Below are 23,280 nucleotides of genomic sequence, written 5' to 3'. Positions count from 1 at the left end.
GTGGGGGTAGTCATTGGGGGCCTGAGAGGAAGGGGTTAGCGGCGCGCCGCATGCATCGTTATTTGCCAACCGATCGGTCGGTTAATTATATGCACATCCGGCTCGCCGCCGCAGCCAGCGGCCCCCACCTGCGTCAGGCCGCTGCCACCAGCTGGTCGATCGCGCCGAATACCGAATGGCCCTGCGCGTCGAACATCTCGATCTTGACCGCGTCGCCGAACTTCATGAACTCGGTCACGGGCTTGCCTTCATCGATGGTTTCCAGCATGCGCTTCTCGGCAATGCAGCAGTAGCCCTTCTTGCGATCAACGTTGGAGATCGTGCCCGAGCCCACGATGCTGCCGGCGCGCACGTTGCGGGTCTTGCAGATATGCGCGATCAGCTGGCCGAAATCGAACACCATGTCAGTGCCGCAGTCGGGCTGGCCCACCTTCTTGCTGTTCCAGTGCACGGTCATCGGCAGATGCACCTTGCGCTCGCGCCAGGCTTCGCCGAGTTCGTCGGGCGTCACCGCCACCGGCGAGAACGCCGTGGCGGGCTTGCTCTGGAAGAAGCCGAAGCCCTTGCCCAGTTCGGCCGGGATCAGGTTGCGCAGCGAGACATCGTTGGCCAGCATCACCAGGCGGATGGCGTCGCCGGCCTGCTCGGGCGTGGCGCCCATCCTCACGTCGCCGGTGATCACGGCCACCTCGGCCTCGAAGTCGATGCCGAAGGCCTCGCTGGCGCAGACGATATCGTCCTGCGGCCCGACGAAGTCGTCCGAGCCGCCCTGGTACATCAGCGGGTCGGTCCAGAACTCGGCTGGCATCTCGGCGCCGCGCGCCTTGCGCACTAGCTCCACATGGTTGACATAGGCCGAGCCGTCGGCCCACTGGTAGGCGCGCGGCAGCGGTGCCATGCAGTCCCTGGGGGCGAACGCGAACGGGTGGCGTGCGCGGCCGGCGTTGAGCGCGTCGTACAGGTCCTGCAGCTGGGGCGCGTAGAAATTCCAGTCGTCCAGCACGGTCTGCAGCTTGCCGGCGATGTCGGTGGCGTAGTGGGCTTGCTTCAGGTCGCGCGACACGACCACCAGCTGGCCGTCGCGCGAACCGTCCTTCAGGGTTGCGAGTTTCATGGGTGCGATGGGGTAGGGATCAGGGGCGCCTGCATCGCAGGCGCGTTGGCCGCTAGTCTACCGTGGCCTGCCCGCGCGCCAGTCAGTCGACGGTGATGCCCTTGGCCTTGATCAGCTTGCCCCAGCGCTCGCCCTCGGCGCGCGCGTAGCTGGCGAATTCCTCGGGCGTGCTGTAGACCGCCTCCACGCCCACGCCTTCCAGCTTCTTCTGCACCTCGGGCGTCTTCAGCGCCTTGACCAGCTCGGCATTCAGGCGCGTGACCACGGCCTTGGGCGTGCCGGCCGGCGCCACCATGCCTTGCCAGGCGTAGGCCTCGAAGCCGGCCACGCCGCCCTCGGCCACGGTCGGCACGCCGGGCAACACGGTAAGGCGCTTGGGCGTGGCCACGCCGAGCGCGCGCAGCTTGCCCGCCTGCACGTTCTGCTGGCCCGAGGCCAGGTCCAGGAACATCAGGTCGACCTGGCCCGCGAGCAGGTCCTGCACCGCCGGCGCCGCGCCCTTGTAGGGCACGTGCGTCATCTTGACCCGGGTCTGGTCCATGAACAGTTCCATCGCCAGGTGGTGCGGGCTGCCCGCGCCCGGCGAGGCGAAATTGACCTTGCCCGGGTTCTTCTGCGCGTACGCGACCACTTCCTTGAGCGTGCGCGCCGGGAAGTTGGGATTGGCCACCAGCACCAGCGGGAAGCGCGCAAGCTGGCCGATGTAGACGAAGTCCTTGTCCGGGTTGTACGGCAGCTTCTTGTACAGCGACGGATTGGCGGCCAGCGTGGCGGTGTCGGCGGTCAGCACGGTGTAGCCGTCGGGCTTGGCATGCGCCACGGCATCGGCGCCGACGATGGTGGCCGCGCCCGGGCGGTTGTCGATCACCACCTGCTTGCCCAGCCCCGGGGTGATGGCCTGCGCCACGGTGCGCGCCACCACGTCGGTGCCGCCGCCGGCGGGATAGGGCACGACCCAGCGGATCGGCTGCGACGGCCAGTCATCGGCGCGCGCGGGGGCGCTGGCGGTGAACAGGGCAGCAAACAGGGTACCGGCCGTCAATGCGGCGAGGGCGGGGCGGAAGTGGCCAAGGGGGCGCATCGGTTGTCTCCGTGTTAAAAAGGGGCCCGGTTCGGGCGGGCTTGCACGAGAGGCATGTCGCCGGCCAGGTCTGTTGCGAAGAAAGTCTACCGATGGCTTAAAAATTGGTAAATCGATTTCGCTATAGTAAATTTACCTACGAATTTCCCCCGCCCCCCGGGGAGCAAACCATCCGCCGCATGTCAGAGACCGAAGAAGAAGACACCAAGCTGCGTTCCGGCATCCAGTCCATCGAGGTGGGCTTCAGGCTGCTGCAGGCGCTGGCGGTGTCGCCGCGCGCGATGATGCTGCGCGACCTGGCCGCCGCCGCCGACATGAACCCGGCCAAGGCCCATCGCTACCTGGTCAGCTTCATGCGGCTGGGCGCGGTGGCGCAGGACCCCGTCAGCGGGCGCTATGACCTGGGCCCGTTCGCGCTGCAGCTGGGCCTGGCCGGGCTGAACCGCCTCGATCCGGTCAAGAAGGCGCGCCCGATCCTGTCGCAGCTGCGCGACGAACTGGACCTGACCGCCGGCATTGCCGTGTGGGGCAACCACGGTCCCACCGTGGTGCACTGGGAGGAATCCAGCCATCCCGTCACCGTCAGCCTGCGCCTGGGCGATGTGATGCCGATGCTGAACTCCGCCACCGGGCGCCTGTACGGCGCCTACCTGCCGCGCAAGCAGACCCTGCCGCTGATCGAACGCGAGCTGGGCGCTCGCGGCAATGACGGCTTGCCCGACATGCCGCGCTCGCTGGCCGAATACGACGCGATCTGCGCCGAGGTGCGCGCGCATGGCGCGGCGCGCACGCTCGGCGGCGTGCTGCCGGGCATCAATGCGTTCTCGATGCCGGTGTTCAATGCCAACGGCCACCTGGCCATGGGGCTGATCGTGCTGGGCGCGCAGAGCATATTCGATGCAGAATGGGGCGGTACGATGGATCGTCGCATCCGCGACATCGCCCAACAGCTCTCATCGGAACTTGGCTACCTTGGTGCAGCCACCCCGGCCGGAGAAACCGGCCAATCCTGATCTCCACGCCCGGCCCGGCGCGGATCCCCGCGTCTGGCGCCGGCGGCGCTGGATCATCGTGATCGCCCTGGTGCTGCTGGTCCACGTGCTGGCCGTGGTGGGCTTCGTGCGCATGCCGGGGCCGCTGATCCCGGTGGATGTCAGCAACACGCCCACGCTGGAAGCGGTGCTGCTGCCGCCGCCCAGGCCGCCAGCCCCACCCGCGCCGCGGCCGGTGCCGCGCCCGCGCCCGCAGCCCAGGGCGGCCGCGCCGGCCCCGGAACCCGCGCCGCAGGAAGCCCCCGCTCCCCCGCTCGCCACCAGCCCGCAGGGCGCGACCGAGATGGCGTCGGGCAGTGGCGGCGAGGGCAGCGCGGCCAGGCCTGCCGCCGCTGCCGCGCCGTCCGGCGGGCCGCAGGGCGGCGTCGATGGCGTGCGCTACGACCCGCCGCCATCGGCGACGATGCACTACGCCAGCTTCGTCAACGGCGTGCAGAACCCCGACGGCCTGATCCGCTGGGAGCAGGACGGCAGCCGCTACCGGCTGGCGGTCGAAACCCGCGTGCTGTGGTTCCGCTTTGCCTTCCAGAGCGGCGGCGCGATGGCGGTGCAGGGACTGTTGCCGGAACGCTACGAAGAGCGCCGCCGCAACAAGACCGAGACCTCGCGGTTCGATGCCGCGGCCGGCACCGCGGTATTTGCCTCGGGCACGCAGGCGCTGTTCCCGCCCGGCGCGCAGGACCGCTTCAGCGTATTCCTGCAGCTGGTGGGGCTGGTGCGCGGCAATCCCCAGCGATATGCCACCCCCGGAGTGACGGAAGCGTTCCTCGTGGCCGACACGCGGGATGTGGAACCCATGCAAGTGCAGTATGTTGGAGAGGACGAGATCGACACCGGCAACGGCGTGATACGAGCAAAGCACTTTGTGAGGCTGCAGCGCCGTGCCAATGACCGGCGCCGCGTCGAGCTGTGGCTGGCGCAGTCGCTCGGCTGGATGCCGGTGCGCCTGCGCCAGACCGAGCCCGACGGCACCCAGATCGACCTCGTGTACCGCGGCAGGGAAGGGCAGTAGGACCGCGGCGCGCGCCTCCCGACGCATCATCCAACCGAAAGGAGCCCAGCCATGACCGTTGCCACGCCACCTGCCGAAACCCACCGCATCCACGCCGAAGGCGCCGACCTGCACGTGCGCGTGGACGGGGCGGACGGGCCCTGGGTGATACTGGCCCACGCCCTGGCTGCCGACCACACGCTGTGGGATGCCACCGCGCAGCACCTGGCGCGCCGCTATCGCGTGGTGCGCCCTGACATGCGCGGCCACGGCGCCAGCGACGCCCCGCTCGGGCCCTACACCATGACGCGGCTGGCCGACGACGTGGTCGCGGTGATGGACGCGCTGCAGATCCCCCAGGCGCATTTCTGCGGGATTTCCGTGGGCGGTATGATCGGGCAGACCATGGGGCTGCGCCATCCCGAACGGCTGCTGTCGCTGGCGCTGGTGGCCACCAACAGCCAGACCCCGATGGAGGCGCACCCGATGTGGCACAACCGCATCGGCCAGGCCGAGGCCCATGGCATGGCCGGGATGGCCGATGCCACCCTCGGGCGCTGGCTGACGCCGGCCTTCCATGAGGCGCATCGCGACCAGGTGTCGCGCATTCGCGACAGTCTGGTGGCCACGCCGGTACGTGGATACGTGGGTGTGGCCGGGGCAATCATGGCTTTTGACCTTGCCGGCGCGCTTTCCCGCATTCATTGTCCTACGCTGGTAGTAGCGGGCGAGCAGGACCAGGGCGCAACCGTGGCGATGGCGCAGAGCATCGCCGCGGCGATTCCCGGAGCCAGGCTCGAGGTCGTGCCGCAAGCGGCGCACCTGGTGCACGTGGAGCAGCCCGAGCGCTTCCACGCCGCGCTGGACGCCTTTCTCGGGAATGCCGCATGCGGGGGGCAGTGCGACGTTCCGTGACAAGCAACACACTGATGTGGAAGGCTCAAGAAACTTGTTGCATTGGCCGATGCCCAATTCATGTAAGGCAGAAAATCGTGGCAACGAGGTGACCCGCACCAATAACTTGATTTCCCGCCGGTCACCCCAAGTTTGGAGGTAAAGCCGCGGCGCCCCCTCAAGGCATCAACTGAGGCAAGAACCACAAGGGCATGCCGCCCATCCATGACGCCCAGGAGGTGTGCCATGCAAATGATCTACAACAGCGACAACTACTGCATCGTGGAGTTTGGTGCGGATGTCGATCAGGCGCCGCTTGAGTTTGGTGGCTATGAAATCGTCGACAAGAACCTGAAGCGCGAAATCTTCCTCGGCGGCCATCTGGCCGAGAGCTTCCGCGCCGATGTCAAACGCCTGATTGAAAGCGAGCCCTCCGTGGAGGAAGTCGACGATTTTCTCGGCAAGTTCGACAACGTCATGATGCACCCGCTGGTGATGCACTGAGCGGCTTTGCCTGGAACGATCACGCCCGCTTCGGCGGGCTTTTTTGTTGGTGGCGGGCGCTGCGGGCCGCGCTCAGTATTGTTCCCACGGCAGCCCGTCATGGCGCCAGCCGTTGACCGTATTGCGGTGGCGCTGCGCATCGAGGTCGCCCTCGAAGCCGTGCAGCACGAACTGGACGTTGGAGAAGCCCGCGCCCTCCAGTGCCCGCGCCGCCGCCGACGAGCGGTTGCCGCTGCGGCAGATCAGCAGCACCGGCCGCGCCGATGCCTGGCCCGCCAGTTTCTTCACCATCTGCACGAAATGCGGGTTGACCTCCCAGTCCGGGCCATCGTTCCAGGGTACGTTGTGCGCGCCCTTCGGATGACCGACGAACAGGTATTCCATCTCGCTGCGGCAGTCGATAAAGAGCGTCTCGGGCGATTGCGCCAGCAGGTCCTGGGCGTCGGCGGGGGAGAGATGTTGCATGGCGGGCAGGGAAGGGGGCAGCACGAAGCGACCCCGGGGCGGTGACGGTTACGTCTCTCAGTGTAGGCGCCAGCGGGCCGGACAGGCAACCGCGGGTCATCGCGGGCAGCCGCAAGGCCTTGATACACCTGATAAAATCGTCCCTCTTTGGCCAGCATAGGCCACAGCAGCGGCCCGGCGCCGATCCAGCCATGGATACGCCGCAGGCCCGCCTTTCCAGAGTCCCCGCCATGAGTGCCCCTGAATCCACCGCGGCCGCGCCGCGCCCCTACACCCGGGCTGCCGAGTTGCCCCGGCTGCTGCAAGAACGCATTCTGATCCTGGATGGCGCCATGGGCACCATGATCCAGCGCTACAAGCTGACCGAGGCGGACTACCGCGGCGCACGCTTCGCGGAACACAAGGTGGACGTCAAGGGCAACAACGAGCTGCTGCTGCTGACGCGCCCGCAGGTCATCAGCGAGATCCATGAGCAGTACCTGGCCGCCGGCGCCGACCTGATCGAGACCAATACCTTCGGTGCCACCGGCGTGGCGCAGGAAGACTACAAGATGGCGGACCTGGCGTACGAGATGAACGTCGAGGCCGCGCGCCTGGCGCGCGCCGCCTGCGACAAGTACAGCACGCCGGAGAAGCCGCGCTTTGTCGCCGGCGCCTTCGGCCCGACGCCCAAGACCGCCAGCATCTCGCCCGACGTGAACGACCCGGGCGCGCGCAACGTGACCTTCGAAGAGCTGCGCGATTCCTACTACGAACAGGGCAAGGGCCTGCTGGAAGGCGGCGCCGACGTGTTCCTGGTCGAGACCATCTTCGACACGCTTAACGCCAAGGCGGCGCTGTTCGCCATCGACCAGCTGTTCGAGGACACCGGCGAACGCCTGCCGGTGATGATCTCCGGCACGGTGACCGATGCCTCGGGCCGGATCCTGTCGGGCCAGACCGTGGAAGCGTTCTGGAACAGCCTGCGCCACGCCCGCCCGATCACCTTCGGGCTGAACTGCGCGCTGGGCGCCACGCTGATGCGCCCGTATATCGCCGAGCTGGCCAAGATCTGCGACGCGGCGGTGTCGTGCTACCCGAACGCGGGTTTGCCGAACCCGATGAGCGACACGGGCTTTGACGAAACGCCCGAGGTCACCTCGTCGCTGGTGGAAGAGTTCGCCGCCTCCGGGCTGGTGAACCTGGTGGGCGGCTGCTGCGGCACCACGCCCGAGCATATTGCCGCGATCGCCCAGCGCGTGGCCAACAAGACCCCCCGCACCTGGCCCGGCCAGTACCGCGACGCTGCCTGAGCCCGGAGCCCGACAACATGACCGACAAGCAACTGCCCCCGCGCCCGATGCGCCTGTCCGGCCTCGAGCCCTTCACCATCGACGACGACACGTTGTTCGTCAACGTCGGCGAGCGCACCAACGTGACCGGCTCCAAGGCCTTCGCGCGCATGATCCTGAACGGCCAGTTCGACGAGGCGCTGGCGGTGGCCCGCCAGCAGGTCGAGAATGGCGCGCAGATCATCGACATCAACATGGACGAGGCCATGCTGGACTCGAAGGCCGCCATGGTTCGCTTCCTGAACCTGATCGCCTCGGAGCCGGACATTGCACGCGTGCCGATCATGATCGACTCGTCCAAGTGGGAAGTGATCGAGGCCGGCCTGCAGTGCGTGCAGGGCAAGCCCGTGGTCAACTCGATCTCGCTCAAGGAGGGCGAGGAACAGTTCCGCCACCACGCCGCGCTGATCCGCCGCTATGGCGCCGCCTCGGTGGTGATGGCCTTCGACGAGAAAGGCCAGGCCGACACCTTCGAGCGCAAGACCGAGATCTGCAAGCGCAGCTACGACATCCTGGTCAATGACGTCGGCTTCCCGCCGGAAGACATCATCTTCGACCCGAACATCTTCGCGGTCGCGACCGGCATCGAGGAGCACAACAACTACGCGGTGGACTTCATCGAGGCCACGCGCTGGATCAAGCAGAACCTGCCGTACGCCAAGGTCAGCGGCGGCGTGTCCAACGTGTCGTTCTCGTTCCGCGGCAACGACACGGTGCGCGAGGCGATCCACACCGTGTTCCTGTACCACGCCATCGGCGCGGGCATGGACATGGGCATCGTCAACGCCGGTCAGCTCGGCGTGTATGACCAGCTCGATCCCGAGCTGCGCGAGCGCGTGGAAGACGTGGTCCTGAACCGCCGCGAAGATTCCACCGACCGCCTGCTGGAGATCGCGGACCGCTTCAAGGGCGGCGGCGCGAAGAAGGAAGAGAACCTGGCCTGGCGCGGCACGCCCGAGCAGCCGGTGCCGGTGGGCGAGCGCCTGGCGCATGCACTGGTGCATGGCATCACCACCTTCATCGTCGAAGACACCGAAGAGGTCCGCCAGCAGGTCGAGGCGCGCGGCGGCCGCCCGATCGAGGTGATCGAAGGCCCGCTGATGGACGGCATGAACATCGTCGGCGACCTGTTCGGCGCGGGCAAGATGTTCCTGCCGCAGGTGGTCAAGAGCGCGCGCGTGATGAAGCAGGCGGTGGCGCACCTGCTGCCCTACATCGAGGAAGAGAAGCGCCTGCTGGCCGAGGCCGGCGGCGACGTCAAGGCGCGCGGCAAGATCGTGATCGCGACGGTGAAGGGCGACGTGCACGACATCGGCAAGAACATCGTGTCGGTGGTGCTCCAGTGCAATAACTTCGAAGTGGTCAACATGGGTGTGATGGTCCCGTGCAACGAGATCCTGGCCCGCGCCAAGGTCGAGGGCGCGGACATCGTCGGGCTGTCGGGCCTGATCACGCCGTCGCTCGAAGAGATGGCCTACGTGGCCTCGGAAATGCAGCGCGACGACTACTTCCGCGTGAAGAAGATCCCGCTGCTGATCGGCGGCGCCACTACGTCGCGCGTGCATACCGCGGTCAAGATCGCGCCCAATTACGAAGGCCCGGTGGTGTACGTGCCGGACGCCTCGCGCTCGGTGAGCGTGGCCTCGAGCCTGCTGTCGGATGAAGGCGCGGCCAAGTACCTGGACGAGCTGAAGACCGACTACGACCGCATCCGCACCCAGCACGCCAACAAGAAGGCGACGCCGATGGTGACGCTGGCGCAGGCGCGCGCCAACAAGACCCCGATCGACTGGAGCAGCTACGTGCCGCCGAAGCCCAAGTTCATCGGCCGGCGCGTGTTCCGCAACTACGACCTGGCGGAACTGGCCAACTACATCGACTGGGGCCCGTTCTTCCAGACCTGGGACCTGGCCGGCAAATTCCCCGACATCCTCAACGACGAGATCGTCGGCGAGTCGGCACGCAAGGTGTTCTCGGACGGCAAGGCCATGCTGTCGCGCCTGATCCAGGGACGCTGGCTGACCGCCAACGGCGTGATCGCGCTGCTGCCGGCCAACACCGTCAACGACGACGATATCGAGATCTACACCGACGAAACCCGCAGCAAGGTCGCGCTGACCTGGCACAACCTGCGCCAGCAGAGCGAGCGCCCGGTGGTCGATGGCGTGCGCCGCCCCAACCGTTGCCTGGCGGATTTTGTCGCGCCCAAGGACAGCGGCATCGCCGACTACGTCGGCCTGTTCGCGGTCACCGCGGGCCTGGGCGTGGAGAAGAAGGAAGCCCAGTTCGAAGCCGACCATGACGACTACAGCGCGATCATGCTCAAGGCACTGGCCGACCGCTTCGCCGAAGGCTTTGCCGAGTGCCTGCACGAACGCGTGCGCAAGGACTTGTGGGGTTATGACGCCGGCGAGCAGCTCAGCAACGAGCAGCTGATCGCCGAGTCGTACCGCGGCATCCGCCCGGCGCCTGGCTACCCGGCGTGCCCGGAGCACACCGTCAAGGGCCCGATGTTCGAGTTCCTCGACGCGGCCGAGATCGGCATGGGCATCACCGAGTCGCTGGCGATGACGCCGGCCGCATCGGTGAGCGGCTTCTACCTGGCGCATCCGCAGTCGACCTACTTCTCCATCGGCAAGATCGGCCAGGACCAGCTCGACGACATGGCGGCGCGCCGCCACGAGGACCGCGCCACGCTGGAGCGCGCGCTGGCGCCCAACCTGTAACTGGGTGCGACGGCAGGGCGGCAGGGGCGGCTGCATCGCCCCGCCGCCAGCCCGTTGATGCAACAGGGAAAACCGCCGCAGGCGGCCGGCAAAGCCGTGCCGGAGCGGCGTGCCAGGCGCCTCACAACTCCTTACAGAGCCTTTCAACTCCTCACAGACCGGCGCAGTCCGGCTCCCTAGACTGAGGGCTCGATACACGCAATCACCAGCGTGATCACCGCGGCGAATGTTTCGCCGCGGGGCATCCTGAAAGGAGTCTGTCCATGAAGAAACTGCTGCTCTCCCTCTCCGCTCTGTCGATCGCTGCCGCTTCCTCGCTGGCCATGGCCCAAGGCACCGGCGTTTCCGTTGGCACGAAGGCCGATGTCGGCGCATCGGTGACCACCCCCTCTCCCGCCGCTGCAGCGCAGGGCGGCCTGAACACTGCCGGCAGCGCTGCCACGGGTGCCGCAGGCGCAGCCGAAAAGGGTCTGTCGACTGCGGGCGCGGCGACCAGCAAGGGCCTGTCGGCAGCAGGTTCGGCGGCTGACAAGGGTCTGTCGACCGCCGGCGCTGCGGTCGACAAGAGTGTCGGCACTGCTGCCGACGCCACCGGCGGCGCCGCGGCAGACGCCGGCACCAAGGCCAAGCACGGCAAGCACGCCACCAAGTCGGGCAAGAAGTCGAAGGCCGACGCGAGCGTGGATGTGAGCGCCGGTGCCGCAGCGGGTGCCAAGGCGCAGTAACCTGGCGCGCTAGTCCACAGTCACTGGCAACCAGCTACTAGCCCGGCCTTTTACCGGCGCCGGCGGCGCCAGGGCCCTCCAGGGTGTTTCAGCCCTGATGCGCCGCAGCAAAGCGGGACGGATCGCATCCGTCCCGCTTTGCGTTTGTGCGCGATCAGTGTGCCTAGGGGGCGCTGGCCCCGCCTAATGTCAGCCTGACACCGACAGCCCGCGCCCGCGCCCGGCACTACAATGACATCAACGCAGGCGGTTCCGCCTGCACCCGACTGCACCGGGCATGTGCCGGTCTGTTCAACCCAGTGGAGCCCACATGATCCGCATCCTGATCGCTGACGATCACGAGATTGTGCGTGCCGGGCTGCGCCAGTTCCTTTCCGAAGAGCCCGACATCCAGGTGACAGGCGAGGCCGGAAGCGGCGACCAGGTCATGGCGCAGTTGCGCGATGCCGAGTTCGACGTGCTGGTCCTGGACATCTCGATGCCCGACCGCAACGGCATCGACGTGCTCAAGCTGATCCGTCAGCGCAAGCCCGAATTGCCGGTCCTGATCCTGTCGACCTACCCGGAAGACCAGTACGCGATCAACCTGATCCGTGCCGGCGCTTCTGGCTACCTGACCAAGGAAAGCGCCCCGGACGACCTGGTCAAGGCCATCCGCACGGTGGCCCAGGGCCGCCGCTACGTGAGCGCCACCGTGGCCGACCTGCTGATCGGCGGGCTCGACAAGCCGACCGAGCAGCCGGTGCACCAGATGCTGTCGGAGCGCGAGTTCCAGATCTTCTGCAAGCTGTCGCGGGGGCAGTCGGTGTCGGTGATTGCCGACGAACTGTTTCTCAGCGTCAAGACCGTCAGTACCTATCGTTCGCGCATTCTCGAGAAAATGGGCATGAAGACCAACGCTGACCTGACCTATTACGCCATCAAGAACGGCCTGGTCGAATAACAGCCCACGATGGGCCGCACCGGACGAGGACCAGCAATACATAACATGTCGGAGCAGGCTTCGAACACTTCCTACCGGGCGCTGAGCATACTGCTGATTGAAGACTCGGCGGTCCTGCGAGGCATGCTGCTCGAATACCTGAAGGATTTCCCGTTCATCGAGAACGTGGACTGGGCCGATACCGAAGCCATGGCCCTGCGGCTGCTCGCCGCCGGCAAGTACGATGTGGTCATCGTCGACCTGCAGCTGCGCCAGGGCAACGGCATCAATGTGCTGCGCGCGATGCAGCGCATCGGCACCGGCGCGGTGCGCATCGTCTACACCAACCACGCCCAGGTCAGCATGTACCGCCGCCAGTGCGCCGAGGCCGGCGCGGACTACTTCTTCGACAAGTCGCTCGAGCTCGAGCAGGTGTTCCGCGTGATCGAGGAGCACGCGGCGCCGGCGCCCTGAGCCGGGCCAGCCCCTCGTTCCCTCATCATTCCCTGCCTGCCGGTGCGCGTCAGGCGCGCGCCGGCTCCTGATTTTCCGGCGCCTCCGCCGGTGCCAGCACCGCTTCCGTCAGCGGCACCTCGATGCGGATGCGCACGCCCGCCTGCGTCGAGGAATCGATCTGCATGCTGCCGCCCAGCGCGGTAACGCGCTGCTCCATGCCCAGCAGCCCGTGGTGGCCGGCGGTGCTGCCGGCGTCGAAGTCCGCCGGCAGGCCCTTGCCGTCGTCGCGCACGGTCAGCGTCAGCAGGTTGTCCTGGCAGGCCAGGCTGACATCGATGTGCCTGGCTTCAGAGTACTTGCTGGCATTGGTCAGCGATTCCTGCACGATCCGGTATAGCGCGATCGCGGCCTCGTCGCGCAGTGGAGGCAGGTCCTCGGGCACGCTGACATCGGTCTCCCAGTCATTGCGCGCGCCCACTTCCTCGACCAGCTGGCAGACCGCCGCGCGCAGGCCCAGGTTCAGCAGCACCGTGGGGCGCAGGTCTTCGATCAGGCGGCGCTTGATCTGGATGCCCTGGTCCACGTGCAGCATCACGCGCGTCAGCCGCTCGGCCGCCACCGGATGGTCCTCCTGCACCTTGCGGCGCACCCAGTGCAGATCCAGCTTGATCGCGGTCAGGATGGCGCCCAGTTCATCGTGCAGCTCGCGCGCCAGGCGTGTCTTCTCGTCCTCGGTCACGCGCTGCAGGTGGGCGGCCAGCGCCGACAGCTGGCGCGTGCGTGCGCGCACCTTGCGGTCCAGCCGCACGCCTTCCTCTTCCAGCTGGGTGCGCACCGCCTCAGCCATCGACAGGCGCTTGGCGTGGCCCACGCCCACCGCCATCATCAGGGTGATGTTGATGGCGGTAAGCAGGCCGATGCCGTAGCGCGACAGCTGCACGTCGTTCTCGGCGCCTTCCAGCCGGTGCGAGACCGCGCCGGCCTCGCGCGCCTGCAGCTGGTCCAGGCCGCGGCGCGCATTGTCCATGGTCTCTTTGCCGTAGTCGGTGCGGATCAGGTCCAGCGCCACTTCCAGGTCGCGCTTGCCGTAAACCAGCGTCAGCGCCATCTCGTTGAGCTTGCTGTTGATCAGCTTGGAGGTGTCGCTGAACTGTTTCAGGCCTTCGGGATCGTTGGCATAGCCGGCGCGGATCTGCGCCATCAGTTCGGCGATGCGCGGCAGGGCCTTGTAGTACGGCTCAAGGTAGCTTTCCTTGCCGGTCAGCAGGAAGCCGCGCTGGCCGGCCTCGGCATTGACCAGCTCGCCGTTGAGCGCGGCCAGCTCGGTCTGCACGCGCTGCGAGCGGATCACGTCGGTATAGCTTTCGCGCAGGCGGATATTGCCGGTTTCCGACGCCACCAGCACCGCCAGCGTCAGCAGGATGCCGCCCGCCAGCAGCAGCGTGTGGGGGAGAAAGGACTGCTTGAACATGGGCAATTCCTGTTTAGTGAAGGCGCGCCGCTCGCCCGCCGCAGCGCCAGGGAGCGCCCATGGAATCACATCGATCGCCATGGGTCAACCTTGAAGCCGGGCCCGCGCGGGCGTCGTCCGGGTGCGTGTAGGACTCGGCTGACAGCGGAATCGGCTCGCTGTCAGTATTGGTGCGCGGGCTGGCTTTCTACGATGAGGCTATGAGCTTGCACCCCTTGGCGCAAGCCCTCACATGGGCCCAGCCAGTGCGCCTGGCGTGGTCCGATTGCTTCGGGAGCCTAGCCATGCTGCAATATGCACTCGTATTTTTCGTCATCGCCCTGATCGCCGCGATCTTCGGCTTCGGCGGAATTGCCGCCGGCGCCGTGGAAATCGCCAAGATCCTGTTCTTCATCTTCCTGGTCGTGGCGCTGGTCGCCGCGGTGATGGGCCTGGTCCGCAGGGGGCGATGACACCGGCCGCGAGCCGTCTTTCCCCACCGCCGACCGAAACTGAGGAGACCGTATGCTGACGCAGAACCCGAAAGTCAGGAAGGAACTGAACCACCTGTCCGACAGTGCCGACAGTGCCATCCGCCATATCAGGCATGCCGCGCGCGACACGCGCGATGCGGCAGCGCCGGTATCCGGCGAGGTCAAGGCGCTGATCGCCCAGCTGGAGCACACCATCGAAGTGCTGGCGCGCGAGGGCTCTGCCGAGAGCATGCGCGCCGGGCAGCGCCTGCGCGAGCGGGCCACCGACATGGCCCATCGGCTGCGCGCCCAGACCACCGACGGCATGATGCGCGCCCGCGAGCGCATGGATGGTGCGGTGGAACACGCCCAGCACCGCGTGGCCGAGTCGCCGCTGAAGGCGGTGGCGATCGCGGCGGCCGTGGGGGCGCTGATCGGGCTGCTGCTGGCCAATGGCCGGCGCCATTCAGAGGAGGATTAGGCCCGCCCCCCAGCCACCAGACCGATACCGGGACCCGTCCGGCACGCCGGGCGGGTCCTGCAAGGGAATCCCCCTTTCCGGAATCCTCGTCCGGAAGCCCGGCAGCCCACTGCGGTGCCGGGCGCTTTTTTAGGCGCGCGGCGATCGTGCCGCACGCAAGCGGGTGTCTGTTCCCGTCACACCCCCCACATCACATTGGCCCCCTCACGCTGGGAGGCACGCAGCATGTCCAGGAACGGGTAGGCGCGCTGGCCCAGGTGCAGCGGTTCTTCCTCGTCTTCGTCGTTGCCGGTGTCCGCTTCGACGGCCGAGCTGGCGGGATGGGCCTTGGCATCGGCGACCGCGGCTTCCAGCTTGTGGATCGCGGTTGGAAGCTCTTCCACGGTGATCACCCCTCGTTCCCCGAGGCGCTTGCCGATGATGCCCAGCAGCGTCATCGCCAGATCCTTCATCATGATCAGGTCCTGCGCGGCGTGGGATTTGAAGGTGATCAGCATGATGTGTTTTCCTTTCACGGAGAGGCGGGGGCGTTCCCGCGGGCGGGAAGTCTCGCTGATTTTGGGCCCGGATTGTGGCCCGGGGCCATCCTCGCGCATGATGTCAGCATAGCACCTGATAAAATTCGGCGTTCCCGATTCCAATGCCTGTCACGCGGCGCGGCGCGGCGCTCACTGTTCCTTTGCCGTCACTTGCCGCCTTCCGGGCGACGGCGCCGCCCAAGGCGGTGCCTGAATACCTTGCCCACAGGGCTTCCGACATCCATGCTGCCTGTTCAGACCTCCAATCTTGCCGCCGCGTTCACTGATGCGGTGCGCGCGCTCGCCCCGGCCGATGCCACCCTGCCCGCCGTCACCTTCGAGCGGCCCAAGGTGGCCGCCCACGGCGACCTTGCCTGCAACGTCGCCATGCAGGTCGCGCGCGCGCTCAAGAGCAATCCGCGCGAGCTGGCCCAGCGCATCGTCGATGCCGTGCAGGCCGACACGCGCGCGCAGGGCCTGGTCCAGGCCATGGAGATTGCCGGCCCCGGCTTCATCAACCTGCGCCTGACCCCGGCCGCCAAGGCCGACGTGCTGCGCGCGGTGCTGGCCGAGGGCGACCACTACGGCGCGCGCGAGCGCGGCGTGCACGGCCAGGTGCTGGTGGAGTTCGTCTCGGCCAACCCGACCGGCCCGCTGCACGTCGGCCATGGCCGCCAGGCGGCACTGGGCGACGCGCTGGCCAACCTGCTGTCGTGGCAGGGCTGGCACGTGCACCGCGAGTTCTACTACAACGACGCCGGCGTGCAGATCCAGACCCTGGCGCTGTCGGTGCAGGCGCGCGCGCGCGGCCTCAAGCCCGGCGACGCCAGCTGGCCCGAGGCCGCCTACAACGGCGACTACATCGCCGACATCGCCGCCGACTTCCTGGCCGGCAAGACCGTCAGCGCTTCTGACGGCGAGCCCGTGACCGCGTCGGGCAACGTCGAGGACATCGACTCGATCCGCAAGTTTGCCGTCACCTACCTGCGCAACGAGCAGGACATCGACCTGCAGGCCTTCGGCGTCAAGTTCGACCGCTATTACCTGGAGTCGTCGCTGTACAGCGACGGCCGTGTCGAAGCCGCGGTGCAGTCGCTGGTCGGCAAGGGCAAGACCTACGAGAGCGAGGGCGCGCTGTGGCTGCGCACCACCGACGACGGCGACGACAAGGACCGCGTGATGAAGAAGAGCGACGGCACCTATACGTACTTCGTGCCGGACGTCGCCTACCACACCACCAAGTGGGAGCGCGGCTTCACCAAGGTCATCAACGTGCAGGGCAGCGACCACCACGGCACCATCGCGCGCGTGCGCGCCGGCCTGCAAGGCCTGGACATGGGCATCCCGCAGGGCTATCCCGACTACGTGCTGCACAAGATGGTCACCGTGATGAAGAACGGCGAGGAGGTCAAGATCTCCAAGCGCGCCGGCTCCTATGTCACCGTGCGCGACCTGATCGAATGGTCCAACGGCGGCGACGAGACCATCCGCGGCTGCCTGGATACCGGCGTGGCCGACTGGCCGCAGCACTTCACCCGCGGCCGCGACGCGGTGCGCTTCTTCCTGCTGTCGCGCAAGGCCGATACCGAGTTCGTTTTCGATGTCGACCTGGCGCTCAAGCAGAACGACGAGAACCCGGTGTACTACGTGCAGTACGCCCACGCCCGCATCTGCTCGATCTTCGAGTCGTGGGGCGGCGCGGACTGGGAAGCCCGCCTGGCCGAGCTGGCCGGCGCCGACCTGTCCTCCGTGACCGGACCCGAAGCCAGCGCCCAGGCGCAGGCGCTGGGCCGCCGTCTGGCCGAGTTCCCGGACATGCTGTCGGGCGCCGCCGCCGAGCTGGCGCCGCATGCGGTCGCCTTCTACCTGCGCGACCTGGCCGGCGACTTCCACGCCTTCTACAACGCCGACCGCGTGCTGGTTGACGACGAGGCCGTCAAGCGCGCCCGGCTGGCGCTGCTGGCGGCCACGCGCCAGGTGCTGCGCAATGGCCTGGCGGTGATCGGCGTGTCCGCCCCGCGCCGGATGTAAGCAGGCGTCCGGAGCCCCCCGCGCGGGGGTACGGGGCTATCCGGCCCCGGGGACGATGCCAGTGCTGCCGTTGGCGGCGCTGGCCCTATAATCCCGGCATCACCGAAGAGGACTTCATGCAACAGCAACGCAAGCGCGAATCGCGCCATGTCCGCCGCAACCAGCAACGCGGCGGTACGTTCCTGGGCCTGGTGCTCGGGCTGATCGTCGGGCTGGCCATCGCCGTGGTGGTCGCCCTGTACATCACCAAGTCGCCGACCCCGTTCCAGCAGAAGAGTGCCCCGCGCCCGAGCGAGCCGGGCAATGTCACCAGCCAGCTGCCGCCGCCGGCCCAGCGCGCCGACGAGGGCCCGAGCGACCCCAACAAGCCGCTGTGGAGCAAGACCCCGGCCAAGCCGGTGGGCCAGGCGCCCGAGCCGGAACCGAAGCAGAACGGCCAGCATGGCCAGAACGGCCAGCAACCCCCGGTGGCCGTCGCCCGTCCGGCCGAGAAGCCGGTGGAAAAGCCCGTGGAGAAGCCGGCTGACAAGCCTGTCGCCAGCAAGCCGGCCGAGAAGCCGGTGGCCGACCCGATCGCCGAGATCGCCCAGGCCGATGCCAACAAGGTGGGCTACCTGCTGCAGGTGGGCGCGTTCCGCTCGTCGGACGACGCCGACCGCCAGAAGGCCAACCTGGCGATGCAGGGCTTCGAAGCCCGGATCACCGAGCGCGATGTCAACGGCGTCAAGATGTACCGGGTGCGCCTGGGGCCGTTCAACCGCATCGAAGACATGAACAAGGCACGCGACCGGCTGCAGTCGTCCGGCTTCGAGGCCTCGGTGATCCGCTTCACCAAGCAGTAAGCCGGACCGCAGGGTCAGGCGTTATTCCGGTCGTGTCCGGCGGCACTGGCAGTAATCGCCGGTAACCGCCGCAACACGTTGTCACCAGAAGCAGCCGGCGTTTCGCTGAACCGGACGCCGCCGCCGCTGTCATACGCTCATCGTCCAACCGCAAGGCCGCACCAAGATGAAAAAACTCGCCGCACTGTTCGCCATGTTCGCCGCCGTGGGCGGCCTGCTGATGTCCGCCCCGTCCCGGGCGGCGCCCGCCGAGGGCAAGGAATACCAGGTCCTGAAGGCGGCCCAACCGGTCGCCGCGGGCAAGATCGAGGTGACCGAGTTCTTCTGGTACGGCTGCCCGCACTGCTACGATTTCGAGCCGGACCTGGAAGCCTGGGTCAGGAAGCAGGGCGGCAACGTGGTCTTCAAGCGCGTGCCGGTCGCGTTCCGTGACGACCTGCTGCCGCACACCAAGATCTTCTATGCGCTGGAAGCCATCGGCAAGCTCGACGCCATGCACAACAAGGTCTTCAACGCCATCCACGTGGACCGCAAGCGCATGACGGACCCCAACGAGATCGCCGACTTCATGGCCAAGAACGGCGTGGACCGCAAGGCCTTCCTGGATGCCTACAACTCGTTCACGGTGACCACCAACTCGCAGCGCGCCAACAAGATCGCCGACGCCTACAAGATCGACGGCGTGCCAACCGTGGTGGTGCAGGGCAAGTACGTGACCTCGCCGTCGATTGCCGGCAACAAGCAGGGCGCGATCCAGACCATGGATTACCTGGTGGATCAGGTTAAGGCGAAGAAGATGTAATCTGCTGGCGACCTTCGCAAGCCGAGGGTTATCCAACACCAGTAGCAAGCCAAACGGCTGGTATCCTGTACCAGCCGTTTTTTTTCAGACTGCAACCCTGCCTTCATGCGTCCCCTCAAAGTCTTCCTCACCGGCGCCTCCAGCGGCCTGGGCCAGGCTCTCGCGCGCGAATACGCGTCGCAAGGCGCCATCCTCGGGCTGGTGGCGCGCCGCGAGGACGCGCTGCGCGAGTTTGTCGCCACGCTGCCCAACCCGGGCGCGGTGCGCGTCTACGGCGCCGATGTGCGCGATGCCGACGCCATGGCGCGTGCCGCTGGAGACTTCCTCGGCCATTTCGGCTGCCCGGACGTGGTGATCGCCAATGCCGGGGTCTCGGTCGGCACCGTCGCCAGCGAGCGCGAGGACCTCGACGCCTTCCGCCAGGTGATGGATACCAACTGGTTCGGCGTGCTGACCACCTTCCAGCCGTTCATGCATGCGATGCAGGAGCGCGAGCCCGGCCACTTCGGGCGCCGCGGCACGCTGGTGGGCATTGCCAGTGTCGCCGGCGTGCGCGGGCTGCCGGGCGCGGGCGCCTACAGCGCGTCCAAGTCGGCGGTGATCAAGCTGCTGGAAAGCCTGCGGCTGGAGCAGCGCGCGCACGGCATCCGCGTGGTCACGATCGCGCCCGGCTATATCCGCACGCCGATGACCGCGCACAACCCGTACCGCATGCCGTTCCTGACCGATGCCGACGTGTTCGCGCGCAAGGCCGTGCGGGTAATCGCGGCAGGACGGCGCTTCCGCGTGATTCCGTGGCCGATGGGCGTGGTGGCGGCGCTGCTGCACGTGATGCCGCGCTGGCTCTACGATGCGCTGGCCGCGGGCGCCCCGCGCAAGCCGCGGCGCGCCGACCCGCCGCAGGAGCCCTGACCATGTGGCGCGACGCCATCGGCCAGCAGCATGCCGCCGCCAGCGGGGTGGTGCGGATCGCGTCGCTGGTGCCGTCGGTGACTGAGTTGCTGTTCGCGCTCGGGATGGCCCGGCAGATGGTGGCACGCACCGGCTTCTGCATCCACCCGGAACCGGCCGTGCGCGCGGTGCCCAAGGTCGGCGGCACCAAGGACGTGAACGTGGCGCGGCTGCGCGAGCTGGCACCCACGCACGTGGTGGTCAATATCGATGAGAACCGGCGCGAGACCGTGGACGAAATCCGCGCATTCGTGCCCAATGTGATCGTCACCCATCCGTGCGCGCCGGAAGACAACCTGGGGCTGTACCAGCTGCTGGGCGGGATCTTCGGCTGCCACGCCGAGGCCGAGGCGCTGTGCACGGCGCTGCAGGTGCAGCTCGATGCCATCCGCGTGCGCGCGTGGCCGGCTCGCCGCGTGCTGTATGCGATCTGGCAGGACCCGTGGATGACGGTGTCGCGCGATACCTATATCAGCCGCATGCTGGCATTGGCCAACTGGCACACCTGGCCCGAGGGCAGTGCCGCATTGCAGGCCTGCGCGGGCGGCGACTGCAGCCGCCCCAACGCGCCTGGCGATCGCTATCCCACCTTCCGCTGGAGCGACGCGCTGGTGCGCGAGCTCGACCTGGTGCTGCTGTCGACCGAGCCCTACCGTTTCACCGAAGACCACGCCGACGCGCTCGAGCGCCAGCTTGGCAAGCCGGTGCTGCTGGTCGACGGCGAGATGCTGTCCTGGTACGGCAGCCGCGCCATCGACGGGGTGCGCTACCTGGCGGCACTGGCGGCCGCCAACTAGGCCAGTCAGGCCGCGCGGAAGCGGATCACGCCGTCGTCGCCGGTTTCCCGCACCAGTTCGCCGCGGTGCCACAGGCAGTGCAGGTGGGCCAGCGACTCGCCCATGGCGAAGGTCATCTGGTGGATGTCGAACTGGCGCTTGAAGATCACGCTGACGATGTCGTGCGCGCTGCAGGCCTTCTCGCCGCAGGCTTCGAGCGTTTCGGCGAGGCGGTCGGCATGGTGCTCGCGCAGCTGCATGATGCGGGTATGCAGGTTGCGGAAGGGGCGGCCATGCGAGGGCAGGATCAGCACGTCCTGCGGCAGCGGTTCGTACTTGCCGAGCGAATCCAGGTAGAGCTGCAGCGAATTGCCTTCGGGCTCCATGTCGAACACGCTGACATTGGTCGAGATGCGCGGCAGCACCATGTCGCCGGAGATCAGCACATTGGTGGCGGCGTTGTACAGTGCCACATGCTCGGGCGAATGGCCGAAGCCGGTGATCACGCGCCAGGCCGAGGTCGCCGCATCGGTGCCGATCCGCACCGTGTCGCCCTCCATCATGCGGCGGTACTGCGCCGGCAGCTCCGGCACCAGCGACGGGTAGTAGGTCTTGCGCGCGCGCAGCTTTTCCTGGCTGTCGGCATCGGTCAGGCCGTGCAGCGCGAAGTGCGCGGCGGCGGCGTCGCCGCCCGCGCTGGAGCCGGCACCGGTGCCGCTGCCCATCACGCGCGCGCTCATGTAGTCGCCCAGGCTCATCCACAGCCGCACGCCGAAGCGCTTGCACAGCCAGTGCGCCAGGCCGACGTGGTCGGGGTGGCTGTGCGTCACCAGCACGCGCACCACCGGCAGTCCTTCCAGCTCATTGGCGAAGATGGTTTCCCAGTGGCCCTTGATGATGTCGTTGGTGATGCCGCAGTCGATGATGGTCCAGCCGTCGCGGCCGTCCAGGCGGTCGCGCAGCAGCCACAGGTTGATATGGTCGAGCGCAAACGGCAGCGGCATGCGCAGCCAGTAGACGCCGGGGGCGACTTCCTGCTTGGAGCCGGGCTCGGGCATGGTGTCGCCGAACGGGTATTGGAGCTGGTGTTCGAGTGCGTTCATGAGGAGTCTCGTGGTCGAAGCCTGGCGCGGGGGCGCGGGCTTTCTCGTTCTGCCGGCACGCCAAGCATTGAGCAGGGCGTGCAAGCACCGGTTGCCAGCCGATCTGGTTGACGCTAACGTAAACGTCAATCATACGGGTTCGTTTCCATCTTAAGCGAAAACTTGACTTCACAACGAACGACCGTTCACTTTCTTTGGGCAGGCTATGTCAGCGACGCCAGCGGCGGCTTCCGCCACCTACACCATCACCGACCTTGCGCGTGAATTCGACATCACGCCCCGGGCCATCCGTTTCTACGAGGACCAGGGTCTGCTGTCGCCGGAGCGCGAAGGGCCGGGCGGGCGCAAGCGGGTCTACAACGGCCGTGAACGGACCCGGCTGAAGCTGACACTGCGCGGCAAGAGGTTGGGGCTTACTCTCAATGAGATCCGCGAGATCCTTGACCTCTACGAGTCACCACGCGACACAGCCCCGCAGCTGGAGCGCTTCCTGCACTCGCTCGCGGCGCACCGGCGCACGCTTGAGCGGCAGATGGAAGACCTGCAGGCGCAACTGGCCGAGATCGACCAGCATGAGCGCCAGTGCAGGGCTTTGCTGGCCGCGCAGACCGGCAAGCAGCAGCCGGCCACGGAAGGCGGCGATGCGCCGGCCCGGACCTCGGTCGCCTGAAGCGCCACTTCCACCGGCATCCGTGCCGGATGGGATTGACGTTTACGTAAACGTCAATAGAATACCCGGACAGCGCGCGCAGCCTGTTGCTGCCGGCGACCCAACGTTCACACACCGGAACTCCGCCATGACGTCATCCAACGCCAGTGCCGTACCCGCTGAACCAGGATCGCTGTCCGCCGCGCGCGCCGACGCTATCGCCACCAGCTTTTCCCGCCAGGGGCTGATGACCACCTTTGGCGCGACCCTGCGGCGGGTGGACCGCGGCGAGGTCGAGCTGGCCATGCCGTGGTCCGACGGCGTGACCCAGCAGCACGGCTTCTTCCACGGCGGCGTGGTGGGTGCGCTGGCAGACAGCGCCTGCGGCTACGCCGCGCTGACGATGGTGGGCGAAGATGAGGCGGGTCTGACCGCCGAGTACAAGATCAACCTGCTGTCTCCCGCCCAGGGCGAACGCCTGGTGGCGGTGGGGCGGGTCCTCAAGCCCGGGCGCACGCTGATCGTGGCACAGGGCGATGTCTATGTCGAGCAGGACAGCCGCCGCAAGCAGGTGGCCACCATGCTGATGACGCTGTGCGTGGTCAAGACACTGGGCCACGTCTGAACTGACGGCTCCGGCCATCCATCCGGAACCCGACACACATACCGATTCCAAACAGGAGACCATCATGACCGAACTGCCAGGCCTGAAATTCGATCTGGGCGAAGACATCGAGATGCTGCGCAACTCCGTGCGCGACTGGGCCCAGGCCGAGCTGGCCCCGCGCGCCGGCGAGATCGACCGCACCGACCAGTTCCCGATGGACGCCTGGAAGAAGATGGGCGACCTGGGCGTGCTGGGCATTACCGTGGCCGAGGAATACGGCGGCGCCAACATGGGCTACCTGGCGCACATGATCGCGATGGAAGAAATCAGCCGCGC

General features: G+C 67.4%; 25 protein-coding genes. 19 read left to right on the top strand and 6 right to left on the bottom strand.

Annotated elements, in window-relative coordinates; genetic code table 11:
- Nucleotides 1-133 precede the first annotated feature (133 nt).
- A complete protein-coding gene (locus AC3WRR_RS34235) occupies nt 134-1,114 on the bottom strand; it encodes a fumarylacetoacetate hydrolase family protein (RefSeq protein WP_010811509.1) in 981 nt (326 codons plus the stop codon).
- An 82-nt stretch (nt 1,115-1,196) separates the two neighbouring features.
- Nucleotides 1,197-2,195, bottom strand: a complete 999-nt coding sequence (locus AC3WRR_RS34230; RefSeq protein ID WP_011614371.1) for a Bug family tripartite tricarboxylate transporter substrate binding protein — start codon at nt 2,193-2,195, stop codon at nt 1,197-1,199.
- Nucleotides 2,196-2,374: 179 nt separating this feature from the next.
- On the opposite strand from AC3WRR_RS34230, the gene AC3WRR_RS34225 reads away from it, so the two are divergent.
- The 4 genes from AC3WRR_RS34225 (at nt 2,375) to AC3WRR_RS34210 (ending at nt 5,636) form a co-directional block, all read left to right on the top strand.
- Nucleotides 2,375-3,208 (top strand): IclR family transcriptional regulator, encoded by an 834-nt coding sequence (locus AC3WRR_RS34225; RefSeq protein WP_010811511.1) that lies wholly within the window; start codon nt 2,375-2,377, stop codon nt 3,206-3,208.
- The gene (locus tag AC3WRR_RS34220) at nt 3,168-4,259 is read left to right on the top strand and encodes a DUF3108 domain-containing protein (protein ID WP_492299409.1); all 1,092 of its coding nucleotides are present in this window, start codon (nt 3,168-3,170) and stop codon (nt 4,257-4,259) included. The genes AC3WRR_RS34225 and AC3WRR_RS34220 overlap by 41 nt, the downstream gene beginning before the upstream one ends.
- A gap of 51 nt (nt 4,260-4,310) precedes the next feature.
- The gene (locus tag AC3WRR_RS34215) at nt 4,311-5,153 is read left to right on the top strand and encodes an alpha/beta fold hydrolase (RefSeq protein WP_010812892.1); all 843 of its coding nucleotides are present in this window, start codon (nt 4,311-4,313) and stop codon (nt 5,151-5,153) included.
- A 225-nt stretch (nt 5,154-5,378) separates the two neighbouring features.
- Nucleotides 5,379-5,636, top strand: a complete 258-nt coding sequence (locus AC3WRR_RS34210; RefSeq protein WP_010812891.1) for a BTH_I0359 family protein — start codon at nt 5,379-5,381, stop codon at nt 5,634-5,636.
- A 72-nt stretch (nt 5,637-5,708) separates the two neighbouring features.
- Here AC3WRR_RS34210 and AC3WRR_RS34205 read toward each other — a convergent pair whose 3' ends face one another.
- On the bottom strand, nt 5,709-6,101 hold the full coding sequence (locus AC3WRR_RS34205; RefSeq protein ID WP_010812890.1) for a rhodanese-like domain-containing protein: 393 nt from the start codon (nt 6,099-6,101) through the stop codon (nt 5,709-5,711).
- A 230-nt stretch (nt 6,102-6,331) separates the two neighbouring features.
- Between AC3WRR_RS34205 and AC3WRR_RS34200 the strand changes: the two genes are divergently transcribed.
- The 5 genes from AC3WRR_RS34200 to AC3WRR_RS34180 all read left to right on the top strand — a co-directional run bounded on the left by AC3WRR_RS34200 (nt 6,332) and on the right by AC3WRR_RS34180 (nt 12,279).
- Nucleotides 6,332-7,393 (top strand): homocysteine S-methyltransferase family protein, encoded by a 1,062-nt coding sequence (locus AC3WRR_RS34200; protein ID WP_010812889.1) that lies wholly within the window; start codon nt 6,332-6,334, stop codon nt 7,391-7,393.
- Nucleotides 7,394-7,410: 17 nt separating this feature from the next.
- Nucleotides 7,411-10,158, top strand: coding sequence for a methionine synthase (gene metH, locus AC3WRR_RS34195; RefSeq protein ID WP_010812888.1), 2,748 nt, complete (start codon nt 7,411-7,413; stop codon nt 10,156-10,158).
- 263 nt (nt 10,159-10,421) lie between these two features.
- Nucleotides 10,422-10,883, top strand: a complete 462-nt coding sequence (locus tag AC3WRR_RS34190; protein ID WP_010812887.1) for a hypothetical protein — start codon at nt 10,422-10,424, stop codon at nt 10,881-10,883.
- 310 nt (nt 10,884-11,193) lie between these two features.
- Nucleotides 11,194-11,826 carry a response regulator gene (locus AC3WRR_RS34185; protein WP_010812886.1) on the top strand — a complete coding sequence of 211 codons (633 nt, stop codon included), beginning with the start codon at nt 11,194-11,196 and terminating at the stop codon, nt 11,824-11,826.
- Between the two features lie 45 nt (nt 11,827-11,871).
- Nucleotides 11,872-12,279, top strand: coding sequence for a response regulator (locus AC3WRR_RS34180; protein ID WP_010812885.1), 408 nt, complete (start codon nt 11,872-11,874; stop codon nt 12,277-12,279).
- A gap of 49 nt (nt 12,280-12,328) precedes the next feature.
- On the opposite strand, the gene AC3WRR_RS34175 is transcribed toward AC3WRR_RS34180, so the two are convergent.
- Nucleotides 12,329-13,732, bottom strand: coding sequence for a sensor histidine kinase (locus AC3WRR_RS34175; protein WP_010812884.1), 1,404 nt, complete (start codon nt 13,730-13,732; stop codon nt 12,329-12,331).
- Nucleotides 13,733-14,016: 284 nt separating this feature from the next.
- Here AC3WRR_RS34175 and AC3WRR_RS34170 point away from each other — a divergent pair, with 284 nt between their 5' ends.
- Both AC3WRR_RS34170 and AC3WRR_RS34165 read left to right on the top strand, forming a co-directional pair.
- Nucleotides 14,017-14,184, top strand: coding sequence for a DUF1328 domain-containing protein (locus AC3WRR_RS34170; RefSeq protein ID WP_010812883.1), 168 nt, complete (start codon nt 14,017-14,019; stop codon nt 14,182-14,184).
- A 52-nt stretch (nt 14,185-14,236) separates the two neighbouring features.
- Nucleotides 14,237-14,665, top strand: a complete 429-nt coding sequence (locus AC3WRR_RS34165; RefSeq protein ID WP_010812882.1) for a DUF883 family protein — start codon at nt 14,237-14,239, stop codon at nt 14,663-14,665.
- A 176-nt stretch (nt 14,666-14,841) separates the two neighbouring features.
- Here the strand turns inward: AC3WRR_RS34165 and AC3WRR_RS34160 are convergent, their stop codons facing one another.
- On the bottom strand, nt 14,842-15,162 hold the full coding sequence (locus AC3WRR_RS34160) for a DUF1840 domain-containing protein (protein WP_010812881.1): 321 nt from the start codon (nt 15,160-15,162) through the stop codon (nt 14,842-14,844).
- Nucleotides 15,163-15,426: 264 nt separating this feature from the next.
- Here AC3WRR_RS34160 and argS point away from each other — a divergent pair, with 264 nt between their 5' ends.
- The 5 genes from argS (at nt 15,427) to AC3WRR_RS34135 (ending at nt 20,606) form a co-directional block, all read left to right on the top strand.
- The gene (gene argS / locus AC3WRR_RS34155) at nt 15,427-17,214 is read left to right on the top strand and encodes an arginine--tRNA ligase (protein ID WP_492299407.1); all 1,788 of its coding nucleotides are present in this window, start codon (nt 15,427-15,429) and stop codon (nt 17,212-17,214) included.
- 116 nt (nt 17,215-17,330) lie between these two features.
- On the top strand, nt 17,331-18,056 hold the full coding sequence (locus AC3WRR_RS34150) for an SPOR domain-containing protein (protein ID WP_010812879.1): 726 nt from the start codon (nt 17,331-17,333) through the stop codon (nt 18,054-18,056).
- A 166-nt stretch (nt 18,057-18,222) separates the two neighbouring features.
- A complete protein-coding gene (locus AC3WRR_RS34145) occupies nt 18,223-18,858 on the top strand; it encodes a thiol:disulfide interchange protein DsbA/DsbL (protein WP_011614376.1) in 636 nt (211 codons plus the stop codon).
- 105 nt (nt 18,859-18,963) lie between these two features.
- Complete coding sequence (locus tag AC3WRR_RS34140) at nt 18,964-19,770, top strand: SDR family oxidoreductase (protein WP_011614377.1); 807 nt, start codon at nt 18,964-18,966, stop codon at nt 19,768-19,770.
- A gap of 2 nt (nt 19,771-19,772) precedes the next feature.
- On the top strand, nt 19,773-20,606 hold the full coding sequence (locus AC3WRR_RS34135; protein WP_010812876.1) for a helical backbone metal receptor: 834 nt from the start codon (nt 19,773-19,775) through the stop codon (nt 20,604-20,606).
- A 5-nt stretch (nt 20,607-20,611) separates the two neighbouring features.
- Here the strand turns inward: AC3WRR_RS34135 and AC3WRR_RS34130 are convergent, their stop codons facing one another.
- Nucleotides 20,612-21,688 (bottom strand): MBL fold metallo-hydrolase, encoded by a 1,077-nt coding sequence (locus AC3WRR_RS34130; protein ID WP_492299405.1) that lies wholly within the window; start codon nt 21,686-21,688, stop codon nt 20,612-20,614.
- A gap of 205 nt (nt 21,689-21,893) precedes the next feature.
- On the opposite strand from AC3WRR_RS34130, the gene AC3WRR_RS34125 reads away from it, so the two are divergent.
- The 3 genes from AC3WRR_RS34125 to AC3WRR_RS34115 all read left to right on the top strand — a co-directional run.
- Entirely contained in the window at nt 21,894-22,358 is a 465-nt protein-coding gene (locus tag AC3WRR_RS34125; protein WP_010812874.1) for a MerR family transcriptional regulator, read from the top strand.
- A 127-nt stretch (nt 22,359-22,485) separates the two neighbouring features.
- Complete coding sequence (locus tag AC3WRR_RS34120; protein ID WP_010812873.1) at nt 22,486-22,962, top strand: PaaI family thioesterase; 477 nt, start codon at nt 22,486-22,488, stop codon at nt 22,960-22,962.
- Between the two features lie 64 nt (nt 22,963-23,026).
- Nucleotides 23,027-23,280 (top strand): acyl-CoA dehydrogenase family protein (locus AC3WRR_RS34115; RefSeq protein WP_492299403.1); only part of this gene is annotated, 254 nt, incomplete at its 3' end.

The organism is Cupriavidus sp. FW305-3-2-15-C-LB2, assembly GCF_058787575.1.
The sequence above is the reverse complement of the archived record's forward strand: the minus strand, read 5'-3'. Positions and strand labels throughout refer to the sequence as shown.